7 protein-coding genes are annotated in these 13,419 nt (G+C 70.0%); 1 reads left to right on the top strand and 6 read right to left on the bottom strand.

The features are described from left to right. Positions 1–5 precede the first annotated feature (5 nt). A complete protein-coding gene (locus HNR73_RS40940) occupies positions 6–5,888 on the top strand; it encodes an RHS repeat domain-containing protein (protein WP_184790657.1) in 5,883 nt (1,960 codons plus the stop codon). A gap of 34 nt (positions 5,889–5,922) precedes the next feature. Here HNR73_RS40940 and HNR73_RS28035 read toward each other — a convergent pair whose 3' ends face one another. The 6 genes from HNR73_RS28035 to HNR73_RS28060 all read right to left on the bottom strand — a co-directional run bounded on the left by HNR73_RS28035 (position 5,923) and on the right by HNR73_RS28060 (position 13,419). Then, a complete protein-coding gene (locus HNR73_RS28035) occupies positions 5,923–7,209 on the bottom strand; it encodes a tetratricopeptide repeat protein (RefSeq protein ID WP_184790658.1) in 1,287 nt (428 codons plus the stop codon). Next, positions 7,206–8,372 carry an ATP-binding protein gene (locus HNR73_RS28040; RefSeq protein ID WP_184790659.1) on the bottom strand — a complete coding sequence of 389 codons (1,167 nt, stop codon included), beginning with the start codon at positions 8,370–8,372 and terminating at the stop codon, positions 7,206–7,208. The genes HNR73_RS28035 and HNR73_RS28040 overlap by 4 nt, the downstream gene beginning before the upstream one ends. Before the next feature lie 180 nt (positions 8,373–8,552). Continuing rightward, positions 8,553–11,084: an Hsp70 family protein gene (locus HNR73_RS28045; protein WP_184790660.1), complete on the bottom strand. Its 2,532-nt coding sequence runs from the start codon at positions 11,082–11,084 to the stop codon at positions 8,553–8,555. 129 nt (positions 11,085–11,213) lie between these two features. Beyond that, on the bottom strand, positions 11,214–11,801 hold the full coding sequence (locus HNR73_RS28050; protein WP_184790661.1) for a peptidoglycan-binding domain-containing protein: 588 nt from the start codon (positions 11,799–11,801) through the stop codon (positions 11,214–11,216). Between the two features lie 125 nt (positions 11,802–11,926). Continuing rightward, positions 11,927–12,862 (bottom strand): ArsR/SmtB family transcription factor, encoded by a 936-nt coding sequence (locus HNR73_RS28055; protein ID WP_239122245.1) that lies wholly within the window; start codon positions 12,860–12,862, stop codon positions 11,927–11,929. Between the two features lie 200 nt (positions 12,863–13,062). Beyond that, positions 13,063–13,419, bottom strand: a complete 357-nt coding sequence (locus HNR73_RS28060; RefSeq protein WP_184790663.1) for an antibiotic biosynthesis monooxygenase family protein — start codon at positions 13,417–13,419, stop codon at positions 13,063–13,065.

Below are 13,419 nucleotides of genomic sequence, written 5' to 3' on the forward strand. Positions count from 1 at the left end.
CGCACATGATCACTCCGAAACCCACCGAGATCATCCCCACCCGGGGCGCCAACCACGTCCAGATCTTCCGAAGGAGCATGGCCGCGGGCATCGCCGCAGCCCTCATACCCGTCGTCCTGATCGCCACCCCGGCGCTCGCCGACGGCTTCCAGCGCAGCCCCCAGCCCTTCGACTCCACCCCCGTCGAACCGGTCTCCGGGGCCGGATCGGCCTTCTCCGACGCCGCCCCCAACTGGGGCGGCGGCCCGGCCGACGCGCCCGGACCCTCCGGGAGCGGCGACTGGTCGGCCACCGACCTCTCCCACGCCGGGTCCTGGACCCACGGCGGTGCCTCCGGCGGCTTCTCCTACACCTACGCGATGCGAGTCCCGCCGACGACCGGCCCGGCGTCGCCGATGAGCCTGGCCTACTCCTCGGCGTCCCACGACGGGCGCACCTCCGGAACCAACAACCAAGCGTCCTGGGTCGGCGACGGCTGGAGCTACTCGACCGGGTTCGTCGAGCGGACCTACGCCGCCTGTGGAAGCGAGCCCGAGGAGAGCGGCAACCAGGGCGACGACCTCACCGGCGACCTCTGCTGGGACGACGACTCCCCGGCCGTGACGCTGTCGCTGGCGGGCACCAACACCGCCCTCGTCCGTGACGACGACACCGGCGTGTGGCGTGCCGCGTCCGACACGAACTGGCGCGTCCGGCACTCGGGTGCGATCGCGGCGCCCGGAGCGGCCTCCACCGAGAAGTGGACCGTCACCACCCCCGACGGCACCACGCACCACTTCGCGGCCGTGGCCTCGTCGCGGCTGACCGTCCCGGTCTTCGGCAACCATTCCGGCGAAGCCTGCCACAAGTCCGGCGATTTCAAGGGTTCCCGCTGCGACCAGGCCTACCGATGGCTGCTCGACAAGTCCGTCGACGTGCACGGCAACATGACCCGCTACACCTACGGGACCGCCAAAGGCGACTACGGCCCGGCGATGTCGGAGGACTCCACCGCCGACTACACCCGCGAGAGCTGGCCGACCCGTATCGAACTCGGCCTTCGGGAGGGATCGAGCGCGGGACCGGCGGCGAAGGTCGAGTTCACCACCGCCGACCGCTGCCTGACCGACTGCCGCGACTCCGCCGGGGATCCCAAGCAGGACAACTGGCCAGACACCCCCTGGGACCTGCACTGCGAGTCGGGTGATGGCTGCCAGACCCACTCGCCGAGTTTCTTCTCCACCAAGCGGTTGAGCGCGGTGACGACCTATGTCGCCGACGGTGCGGGGTTCCGCAAGGTCGACTCCTGGGCGCTCACCCACGAGTTCAAGGACTACGGAGACGCCGAACAGGTCGTCCTGTGGCTGTCGGGCATCCGGCAGACAGGCCACATCGGCGGCACGGCGAGCATGCCCGGCCTCGAATTCGGCGGGATGTTCTTCCCCAACCGGGTCGACCGAGGCGAGGCCTGGCCGACCGTCTGGCGGCCCCGGCTGACCTCGATCCGCAACGAGACCGGCGGCGTCACCACGATCAACTACTCCGACCCTGACTGCGGCCCCGGATCCGTTCCCTCGGCCCATGAGCACAACACCCGCCGCTGCTATCCGGTCAAGTACACACCCGAAGGGCTCGCCGATCCCGTCGAGACCTACTTCCACAAGTACGTCGTGACCTCGATCGCCGAGGCCGACGCCACCGGCGGCGGTGACGTCGTGTGGACCTTCTACCAGTACTCCACCGCCGGCGGTGGCACGGAGACCCTCTGGGCCTGGAACGACGCCGAATACGTCCCCGACGACGACCGCGACTGGAACCAGTGGCGCGGTTACGCCGAGGTCGTCACCCTCACCGGCGACCCCGCCGACCCGGCCCCCCAACTGCGCTCACGGACCCGCTACTACCGCGGCCTCGACGGCGACAAACTCCCCGGAGGACAGAAGCGATCGGTATCGGTCACCGACACCCAAGGTGACGTGGCCGTCGATCACCGAGCGCTGGCGGGCATGGCATGGGAGACCGCCTCCTACGACGACACCACCGTCATCTCCACCCAGACCAACTGGTACTGGCACTCCCGGACGGCCACCCGCGGCTACGACGGAGGCAAACTGGAGGCGTTCCTGACCGGTATCGCGCGTACCGACTCCCGGACCAGGCTCTCACCGTCGAAGTGGCGCGAGACCCGCACCGAGAACACCTATGACGCCTACGGACGCGTCACCGCCATCGCCGATGGCGGCGAGGTCTCGGTGACCGGCGACGAACGCTGTCTCCGCACGACCTACACCGACAACACAACGGCATGGCTGCTCGCATCGGTCGCGACGACCGAGTCGGTGTCGGTCGCGTGCTCGGCGCCGGTCAATCGCCCGACCGACGTCATCGGCGCGGCCCGCGCCTACTACGACGGACACACCTCGCTCAAGGCGGCACCGACGCACGGGCTCATCACCAAAGCCGAGGCCCTGGAAGCCTGGAACGGAGAAGCGGTCTACACCACGGTCGGCACGTCCACCTTCGACGACCTGGGCCGTCCGCTCGTCGACACCGACGCGCTCGGCGCCGCAACGACGACCGAGTACACACCGGCGGGTGCCGGACCCCTCACCCAGACGAAGACCACCAACGCCGCCGGGCACGTCACCACGACCCGCCTCGATCCGGCGTGGGGCTCCATCACCCGAACGGAGGCGCCGAACGCCCGCGACACCGTCGTCACCTATGACGCGCTCGGCCGCGCCACCGCGGTGTGGACGCCCGATCGCGACCCGGCCACGGTCCCGGCGAGCAAACTGTTCACCTACGACGTCTCGCAGACCGAGCCGAGCGCGGTGACGACCAAGACGATGATCCAGGACGGGTCCTATCTGACCGAGATCGCGCTCTACGACTCGCTTCTGCGCGCACGCCAGACCCAGAAGCAGACCAGTGGCGGGCGGATCATCACCCAGACCGTCTACGACTCCTACGGACGCGCCCGATACGACTCCGCCGGGGTCTTCAACAACGAGTCCGGCCCGACCGATCGGCTGATGTGGGTACCCCGCACCGCCGATGTCGCCCGCACCGAGTTCGCCTACGACAACGCCGGCCGTGTCACCGATGAGATCTTCGTGGTCAAAGGCGACGAGCTCCGGCGGACGAGCTACCGCTACGGCGGCCACGACACCCACTGGATGACCACCACCATCGCCCCCCAGGGAGGCATCTCCACGGCGACTCTCACCGACGCGAAAGACCGCACCGTCGAGTTGCGCCAGTTCCATGACCGTGGTGCCGCGGGCGGATTCGACGCCACCACCTACGCGTACACCCCCGATGGTGACCTCTCGCGGGTGACCGACGCGGCGGGCAACCAATGGTCCTTCACCTACGACATCAGGGGCCGCCAGGTCACCCTCGACGACCCCGACACCGGACCGTCCAGCCGGACCTACAACGCCGGCGGTCAGGTCACCTCGACCACCGACGCCAACAACACGACCCTCACCTACGCCTACGACGTACTCGGCCGCCCGACGAAGGTGTGGCGCGGACCGGCCGACGCGAGCCGGCCGATCATCGAACGGACCTACGACGGCGCCGTCCGAGGCGTCGGCCACCCGCACACCGCGACCCACTGGGTCGACGGGCAGGCATGGACGACCACGATCGAGAAGTACTCCTACGACGGGCAGGTCCAACGCACCAGCACGAAACTGCCCGCGGCCGCCGGCCCACTCGCCGGGACCTACACCCAGTCGTCAACGTTCTACCCCGACGGCAAGACGCTGACCACGACCCTGGGAGCCGCGGGAGGCCTGGCCGAGGAGACCCTGACCCACCACTATGACGCGATGGGCCGCCCCACGAAGCTGACCTCGAACGGCGACGACGAAGGCGAAGGGCACGTCTACGTCGACCACGCCGTCTACTCGCCGTACGGACAACTCCTCCAACGGCGACTCGGAGACCCCGACGAGGTCGGCGGCACGTCGGGAAGGGCCTGGCAGACCTGGATGTACGAGGAGGGCACCGGGCGGCTGGCGCAGTTCTACTTCGACAAGGACACCGTGGGAGAACCCACGGGCACCAACTACGGCATCGCGGCACTGAGCTACCGCTACGACGCCGCCGGGAACATCCTGTCCATCACCGATGACCCCGTGCACACCTCCGGCGATCTCGACCCTGAGACGCAGTGCTTCCAGTACGACCACCTGCGGCGCCTCACCGAGGCGTGGGCGCAGGCCGGGACGGGTGCCTGTGCGGCCGTGCCGAGCGGCGGCGTGGTCGGCGGACCGGGTGCGTACTGGTCGACCTACCGCTACGACAAGACCGGTAACCGCCTCTCAGAGACGACGTGGAACCCGGCCGGGCGCACCGAGCAGAAGTACGCCTACCCGGCCGCAGGCGGCGACGCCCCGCACGCCGCGACCTCGGTGACCGGCGGCGACACGTCGACCGGGTTCACCTACGACGCGGCCGGTTTCACCAAGACCGCGACCCGCGACGGTCAGACCGACGCCTACACCTGGACGCCGACCGGGCGGCTGGAGACGGTCGTCGGGACGGAGGGCACGACCCGCTTCTACGACGACGCCGCAGGGCAGCGCGTCATGCGCGTCGATCCTGACGGTGACATGACCGCCTGGGTCGCCGGTCACGAGTTGAACTACTCGGCGGCCACCGGGACGGTGAAGGCCACCCGGTTCTACCAGCACTCCGGCGTGACCGTCGGGGCCCGTGTGGACCGAGGCGACATCGAATGGTTCGCGACCGACCAGCACGGCACCAACCAGTGGATCGTCAACGGCGACAAACTCACCGCCAAGGTCCGCCGCTACGACCCCTTCGGCAACGTCCGCTCGGCCTCCGCGGCCGCCGAGGCCGCCTGGCCCGGGCAGCAGGGCTACGTCGGTGGGATCACCAACGAAGGAGTCGGCCTGACCACAGTCGGCGCGCGCGAGTACGACCCCGCGACGGGGCGGTTCATGTCGGTCGACCCGATCGGCGCCTACACCAACCCGCAGCAGCTCAACGGGTACTCCTACGCCTCGAACAACCCGGTCACGAAGGCCGACCCGAGCGGGTTGTACGAGACCGAATGCCAGGCGAGTTCCACCGGCTGCAAGAGCGGTCCCGGTGCGTCCAGCAGTGGCGGCGGCGGGCAGTCGAGCGGAGGCGGCGGTGGGGAAGGCGAAGACACCGACTACAGCGAAGACGACTACACCGCGGCACTTCTGTGGTCGGCTTGTGCCGTTTACCCCGAAGACGGCCACTGCGAGACGATGGACTCGCAGTACACGACCCCGACCGACCAGGGGATCGTGATGATCGACCTCTACATCGCCGCCGAATGGTTCATGCCCCCGATCTTCCAAGGGCACGGCAACAACCGAGGTCACGAGACGAGCCCCTGGGCGGAGAGCAAGGTAAAGGTCTTCTGGGACACGGCATCGGGGCAGATCACCACCGTCGTGTGGCCGACGTGCGTGGGAGATGAATGCCACACCGCCGTCGACCTTTGCTTCGGGTGCGGCGAGGGCAACAGCGTCGACGTCTCGGACTGGACCCGGTATGCGAACCAATCCGATCCCGTGCGTCCGTGGACCACCGAAGAGTCTCCGGGCTGGGCCGGTGTGTCCTTCACGATCGACGCGGTGAACTCCGTCATACCGGTGGGTCCGGCCATCAACCGGACGGTGAGCGTCGGCTTCGACGGGTCGTCGTCGGCGGTGAACGACAGTGGCGACAGCTTCCCGTCACTGACCGTCGTGCAGATCACGCGAGACGGGGAAACCAACGTCCTCGCCGAGATGGACGAACTCGACGCGGACCTCGGAATCTTCTGGCTTTCGCCGGATGCCAATACTTTGAGCCACGTGTATAGCTGGGAAGACGGCGACATGGTCGCCGGGTCGTGACACGGTGGGGCGCCGCCCGGCGGCGCCCCACCGCTCAATCCTCCACAGTCGACGAACCGGCCTGCCGGGCCGCGGGCCGCGGGTCGCGTCCGCCGAAGGCCGCCACCCGGCCCCAGAACCACGCCGACAGGCTCTCGGCCACCGGCTCGTCGTCGGCCCCGGACCGCCGGATGATCACCTGACCCGTCATCAGCTCGACGAGGTAGCCGCCGGCGTCGTCGGTCATGACCTGGTTGTAGTACTCGCCGAGGTCCTCGGTCCGCCATTGCGGATACGACGCCGGGTCGGCCTCGATCGCGGCGTCCATCGCCGCGAACTCCGCGGGCGACATCAGCCGGAAGTCCCCCGGCAGGCCCCACACCCGGCCCGCGCCTGGGGTCTGCCCGGCGTGCCATGCGGCGATTTCGGAGGTGAGGTCGCCCGCGTCGGCGGCCTCCTCATCGAGGGGCGGCAGCAAGGTGGCCCGTAGTTCGGCCGGCATCACCGCGTCGAGCGCGTTCAGCGCCGACGCCAGGTCCAGGCCGAGGCGCTGGTCGCGCAGTTCCTTCCACAGACGCTCGAACAGGCCCGTGCGGTGCAGGTCGCCGAGGGTCTGCCCGTCCTTTTCCAGGGTCGCTCGAATGTTGCGAATCATCGTCAGCGGCACCGACGCCGACGCATCGGTGGGGTTGAGACGCAACAAGCGCAGCGCCAGCTCCTCAGCGTCACCGAAGCGCCCCTGGTGCAGGTAACCCCAGATCAGCGGAGACCCGATGGCCTCGTCGGCCGGTGCCGCGCGCACGGCCTCCTCGGCGGCGGGGATGAACCGCTCCGGCGGCGCCAGGCTCTGCAGCAGGAACAGCGCACGGCGCACCAGCGCCATCGGCAGCGCGTCGGCCTCGGTGCGCGCGCACATCTCCACCGCCTTGTCCAGCAGCCCCCACCCCTCCTCGAAGCTCCCGGTCAGGGCGGTCATCCCACCCAGATCCATCCAGTCGCGCCAGCGGTCCTGCCGCTCGCGGAGCACGAACGCGGCCCAGCGCAACGCCTCGGCGTTGTCGTCCTGGTGGTGTTCGAGGATGACGAGTTCGCGGGCCGCGCCCAGCGACTGCTCGTCGTGCAGACCCACGACGCCCAGCAGCAGCTCACGGGCCTCGGCGACCTCACCGCAGGCGTAGCGGTGCTTGGCCAGCAGGATCCGCATACCGCTGACCCACGGATGCTCGGCCAGGACGCGCAGCGCGATCCTGCCGACCTCGGGGTTGTCCGGCTGTGCCGAGTACAGGGTCCAGCCGAGCCGCACGTCGCGCTCCAGCGGACCCATCTCCTCGGTGCGGCTCATCGCATTCCTCGCTTCACCCGGTAGGCGCGCAGCTGCGCGAAGGTCCCGTCGTCGGCCCCGTACTCCAGGACCGGCGCCACTTGGTCGAACCACGACGCCGTCGACGGCGTGACACCTCCGGCCACGGCCAGCAGGTCCGCCGTCGTCACCGGGACGACGGCGCCCGCCTCCATCGACGCGGTGAGCGCCTGCTGCAGCGCGACCTTGACGACGTGGGCGATGTCGGCACCGGAGAATCCCTCGGTCGCTGCGGCCACCCGGGCCAGGTCGACGCCGTCGGCGGGCTTGCCCTTGAGGTCGCCTTCGAGGATCGCGGTGCGTGCGGCGGTGTCGGGCGGCAGCACCAGGACGGTCTTGTCGATGCGGCCGGGACGGCGAAGCGCCGGATCGATGTCCCACGGCCGGTTCGTCGCGGCCAGGAAGTAGACGCCGTCGTTGACGCTCGACACCCCGTCGAGTTCTTCGAGCAGCTGCGTCACGATCATCCGCATCGCATGCGCCCCGCCCCCACCGGAGGTGCGCCGCCCGCCGAGGGCATCGAACTCGTCGAAGAAGATCACGCAGGGCGCGGCGGCCCTGGCGTTACGGAACACCGTGTGGATCGCCTTCTCGCTGTCGCCGATCCATTTGCTGAGCAGCTCGGGGAGGGTGACGTGGATGAAGGAGGCCCCGAGGTCGCCGGCGATCGCCCGGGCGATGAAGGTCTTGCCGCAGCCGGGCGGGCCGTACATCAACAGCGAACCGCCGGGCGTCTGCCCGAACGCCGCCGCCAGCTCGGGGTTACGCAGCGGGGCGAGGAACGTCGTGTCGAGGTGCTTCTTGACCTCACCGAGCCCGGCGACGTCGGCCAGTGTCACGGTCGGCCGTTCGGCGTCCCACAGGTCGGGTACCCCGTCCTCGGCGTCGGCGTTTGACGGGGCGCGGATCGGCGCCGTCGGCGGCGCGCTGGTGCCGCCGCGCAGCCGCGCGGCCAGGACACGCGCTCGCAGCACCCGCACCCGGGCGGGATCGCCCCCACCGGCCTCGAAGGCGGCCAGTTCGACGGCGGCGCGATCGGGATCCGACCGCAGCAGCAGCGTGATGAAGTCCTCCCGCAGCGCGAGGTTCCGCGGATCGCGGGCCACCTCGGACTCGATCATCTCCAGGAAGTCGTCGTCTGCCATCTGCTGGCCTCCGGTCGTGTGCGGCGACAGTGGGGCAACGCTTCCCGCACCGCGGCGGCCCTTCCGCCCCCGACATTCTGGCGGGTCAGCGGCACGCGCCTTGATCGGGCCGCTCCCACGCGGGGCGGGGGCCGTGGATTTGTGCCACCCAGAGCCGCTTGGTGTGCTTCCCCGGCCCGTTCAGGCCGCGACCTCGATGACGTGGACCGTGGCGTCGAAGGCGGCGAGCAGATAGAGACGAAAACCCCTGCGCGACTGCTCCAGGAAGAAGGTGAGCGGGACGGGCGGGCCGGCCGGATCGATGTCGGCGGCGGCGATCTCGCGCTGCTCCTGCAGATCCCAGATCCGCAGTCCCCGCCCCGACCGGTAGGCGACATAGAGGCGCTCCCCGTACTCCGGAACGGCGATCGTGCCCAGGATGCCGCCGTCGACGGCGACGTCGCCGCGCTGACCGGTCGCGGGATTCCAGTGCGTGAAACCCGACGCGGTCCCGACCGCGAGGCTCCCGTCGTAGAAGAGACCGATGGAGGTCACCGGCTCCGAGGCGGTGAAATCTCCGCCGGTTTTGGGAGCACCGGTGTCCGGGTTCCGGGGCGCGGTGACGGTGGATCCCGCATAGCCGTGAATGCGTGCCTGGTCGTTCGAGGTGTTGCCGTGGCGGTAGACGATGTTGGCGGGCGCGAAGTCCACGGCGTAGTCGAGGCGCAGCGTGCAGTCCTCGACGTCCCGGCTTTGAATCCGGTCACCGTTCTTGTAGACCACGACCGCGCCGCCGGCGAGAAGACCGGACGTCGGGACGCCCAGGTCGGCGTCCGAGGCGATCCCGCACCGCCGCCCGCCACCGGCGAGGTCATGGATCACGATCTGCTCGCCGTCGCCTTCCCAGGCGATGATCGCGACCGGTCCGTTCGCGCCGGGAAGGGTGTCGAAGTGGCTCACCGGCCCGTGGACGTCGGCGTCGAATCCACCGAGCGACTCGCCGCTCTCGGCGTCCCAGATCTCCACACGGCCGTCGCCGGTCGCGCCGACGACGACCGTTCGACCGTTCAAGACCGCCGTGCGCAGCCAGGACAGCGGCTCCGGCACGTCGATCACCCCGCCGGTGACAGCCCCCGGCGGGCGGTTCGCAAGCCCCGTCGGCAGGCTGCCGGAACTCGGCAGGAACAGCACGGCACCCGAGGCCACCAGCAACAGCCCGGTCGCGAACGCCGACGCCGGGATCCAGCGCAGGTACCGGCGCCGGGGCACGGTGAAGCGGAACCACCGGCGTGCCGAGGCCGAAGCGAGCGCCAGCGCCCCGAGCAGCCCGAGTGTCACGTGCGGCACATGGAAGGGGAGGGTGGCCGCCGACTCCTCCTCGAAGGTGGACTGGATGCCGCCGAAGAGGTTGGCGGCGATGTAGCAGAACTGGATCACGAGCAAGGTCACATAGGTCCAGGCGCGACGAACACGCAGGAGGACGAAGGAGCACGCCACGGCGAGCATGGCCGGCAGGTACAGCGACGCCAGGCGGCTGGTGGGGGAGTGGTCCAGGTCGGCGAACAGTCCGCCGGCGACCTCCAGGATCCACAAGGGAATGAGTAAGGAGACGATCATCGGCCGCGTCGGAGGGACCGGCTTGACCACGGGCACCAGCGGCCGTCGTACAGGCGGCGTGAGCATGGGCGCGGCGCCCGCGTTGCCGATGATCGCTCCGTACGCGACGGCCCGCTCGACGTGCCCGCTGATCGTCGGAACCGCTACCCGGCGCAGAAGTGTCGCCACCAAGGGCATCCGGCTCGCCCCGCCGGTGAGAACGACCTCGGCGATCGCGTCCGGCGGCGCCGAGGCGTCGATGAGGCTCTGCGCCATCGACACCGCTCGGGCGAGCATCGGCGTGGCGATCCGCTCCAGTTCGGCCCGGGTGAGGGGCACGTCGGTGTCCAGGACGGGGATGTGCAGCTGCGTCGTGGTCCGTCGCGACAGGCGTTCCCTGGCCAGGCGAACGTCGTCGCGGAAGGTGCGCAGATGCCGCCGGTCGTCCGGCGTCGCCGCGCCCAGCAAGCGTTGCCACAGCGGGGAGTCGCCGCTGCGGTCGCGCAGGTAGCGCACGATCGCGTCGTCGATGTCGACGCCGCCGAGGTCGTCGAGACCGCTCGCCGCGAGCAGCTCGAAGCCGTCGGTGGTGCGCCGTACGACGCTGACGTCGAAGGACCCGCCACCGAAGTCGTACACGACCACACAGGACCCGATCGGAACATCCCGATGGCCTTCGGTGAGGTGGTACCTGGCCGCCGCAACCGGTTCGGGGAGCAGCAGAACATTGGTTAACCCGGCCTTGGCCGCCGCCGCTTTCAGCACCCGCCGCCGCGCCGGACCCCACGTCGCCGGGTGCGTCAGACAGACCATCGCCGGAATCTCGACGCACTCCTCGCGCACCCGACCGAGCACCGCCGCGAAGACGTCGATGACCGCGACATCGCCGCCTCCGAGCGGGATCGAGCCGTCCTCGACACGCCGTTTCGGGTTCGGCTCGAAGCGCGAGGGGTCGAGACGCGCCGAGTGCGCCGCGTCCACCCCGACACTCAAAGAGCCGTCGGCTGCGAGATAGACGCCCGAGGGCAGCAAGGGCGAACCGTCGAACACCAGCGTCTCGACGCGCCCATCGCCACGGCGCAGCACCGCGACGGTATGGGAGGTGCCGAAGTCGATGCCGAGGTACGCCGGGGGCATCTGGCCAAGCTATCGCATGCGGACCAGGGGATCGGGGTGGTGAATGCGGCGTGGACGCGCAGGTCGCCCCCGGCGACCCGTCTCGCCGGGGGCGTTTCCCTTACGTCGAGCAGGAAGCCCTCGTCGGGGTCAGGACGCTAGGACCCCGGGGACGCCGGCGCAATGGCTCGGCTTGTAGTCGTACGTGAAGTAGCTCCAGTCCCAGGCGACCGTGAAGTACGCGCCCGCCGTGGACGAGCCGTCCAGAGGAAAGCGGTACACCCGGAAGCTGCGGCCGCCGTAGCGGCCGACGTATTTGACGATCGCCGCGTCCTCGTACCAGCCGTCGAGGACCAGGTGATCGCCGGCGGCGGTCCAGGTGCGTGGACCGGCCTGCCCGTCGACGGACAGGCCGCCGGTCGTCCGCTGCCAGCTCCTGGTCGCGGCCTCGGTGTTGGGACCGAACTCGCAGTCGATGTCCTCGGCGTCGTAGCGCGTGCCGTTGCTCTCGATCGCTCCGTCGGCCCAGAGCACCGCCTGCCACAGGCCGGTCGCGCCGCTGTAGGCGTGCGAGTTCCTCGACACTTCGCCTTCATCGTCCCAGTCGTCGCCGAGCCAGTTGGTGGTGGCGGCGACCCAGCCCTGGCTCACGCTGGCCTCGGCCGGGCCGGTCATCGCCCCGGCTCCGATCATGACCGCGACCGTCGCCGTCAGCAGTGCTTTGATGCTGTTGCGCATTTGTCTTCTCCCCCTGGGGTGTCTTGGATGTGTCGAGCCTCCGCGCTTCGCGAGGAACCTTCGGGGCGTTTCGACCTGACCCGAATGTCTCGACCCCCGGCCTCGCGGCCGGGCCCAGCCGCCCCTCACGGCCCCTCCAGCAGTGCCCGTCCCATGCCCGTGAGGCGGTGCAGCATGCGGTTGCGGTCGCGGTGGCTGGTGATCAGGCCGGCGGCGCGCAGGACGGCGGCGTGCTCGCTGGCCGAGGCGGGTGCGACTCCGGCGCGGGCGGCGAGTTCGGTGGTGCCGCAGCCGGTGCCGATCGCGTCGAGGACGGCGGCGCGGGTGGTGCCGATGAGAGCGTGGAGACCGGTGTTCCCGGGCGCTAACGCGCCTGTCGCGGGCGCGACCGGATAGACCAGTACCGGCGGCAGGCCCTCGTCGAAGAGGGTCATCGGGTGCCGGACGCAGAAGGCGGACGGGACGAGTGTCAAACCGCGGCCGCGCAGCTCGATGACCTGGTGCGGGTGGCCGGGTATCCGCAGTTCACCGGCCGACCACGTCGCCATGGGATGCAGGCTGCCGAACAGGCCTTCGACGCCGTTCTCGGCCAAGGCGGCGGCGCGTGCCGTGAGGTCGGCGTTGACCGCCTTGTCGAGTTCCCGCTGGTGCGGGGCGATCGCCGCCGCGTGGAAGGCGGAGATGCCGTCGGTGAGCACGGCCAGGGCACGCGGGTCGCCCGAGGCGAGCAGTCTGACGTCGGCGCGGGCGGTGGCCTTCACGTCGAGTCGCGCGAGCTCGCGGGTGAGGGTGCGGATCGGGGTCGACCGGATCGCCTCAAGGCCGTGGGCGAGTCCTGTGGCGGCTTCGGGCGGGTTCAGGAAGTCGGGGAAGTACCCGAGGGTCGGGACGAGGGCCGACAGGAGCCCGAGCCGGCCGGACATGCCGCCACGTCGCAGGGCGGCGACGGCCTGCCGCCGCCAGCCGGAGTGCAGCAGGTCGCCGGGCTGTCCGCGGATCATGTGGACGGCCAGCATCAGGTCCCAGAGTGGATCGGCGCGTGCGGCCAGTCGAGTGCGCATGAGGTCATCGCGGCTGAAGTGGATTCGCAACATCCGGTCCCCCCGGTTGTGAATCACCATCGACACACAGGACACGCCGTTCCGCCGGGAGGCGTTGCCCGGCAGAAACGGTTCTGGCCGTTCGGCGCCGATGCGCACCGGGCGCCCGGATGTGCTGTTCGCCGAGCGTTTCTGTGCGCGCTCCAGGCGGCGCCGAATCGTCAGCCGGAGCCCGGCTGCTCCGATGCCGTGAACTCATAGGCGCGCTCCACCCGGGCGATCTCGACGCGGTATCGCGCCAGCCACTTCTCCCTCCCGAGCCGCTGCGCCTCAAGGTGCTCGGGATGCTGCTGCCAGGCACGGATGGACTCGGCGTCGGTGTAGTAGATGACCGTCAGGTCGCTGCCGTCGGCGAGGAGCGTCGACTCGCGCCCGAGGTAGCCGGGCTGCTGCTCGGCGAGTTCGATCATGCGGTCGTTCATCGCCGCGTAGCCGTCGGGATCGACGCCGCTGGGCGTGATCGTGAAGACGGTGACGTAGTACGGCGGCTCCGGGCGCGTCCAGTAGGGAGTGGTCAC

Source organism: Phytomonospora endophytica (genome assembly GCF_014202425.1).
Lineage (GTDB): Bacteria > Actinomycetota > Actinomycetes > Mycobacteriales > Micromonosporaceae > Phytomonospora > Phytomonospora endophytica.

Excerpts from the sequence above, each read along its gene's own strand:
- HNR73_RS40940 (WP_184790657.1), top strand. The coding sequence starts at position 6 with ATGATCACTCCGAAACCCACCGAGATCATCCCCACCCGGGGCGCCAAC.
- HNR73_RS28035 (WP_184790658.1), bottom strand. The coding sequence starts at position 7,209 with ATGAGCCGCACCGAGGAGATGGGTCCGCTGGAGCGCGACGTGCGGCTC.
- HNR73_RS28040 (WP_184790659.1), bottom strand. The coding sequence starts at position 8,372 with ATGGCAGACGACGACTTCCTGGAGATGATCGAGTCCGAGGTGGCCCGC.
- HNR73_RS28045 (WP_184790660.1), bottom strand. The coding sequence starts at position 11,084 with ATGCCCCCGGCGTACCTCGGCATCGACTTCGGCACCTCCCATACCGTC.
- HNR73_RS28050 (WP_184790661.1), bottom strand. The coding sequence starts at position 11,801 with ATGCGCAACAGCATCAAAGCACTGCTGACGGCGACGGTCGCGGTCATG.
- HNR73_RS28055 (WP_239122245.1), bottom strand. The coding sequence starts at position 12,862 with ATGCGCACTCGACTGGCCGCACGCGCCGATCCACTCTGGGACCTGATG.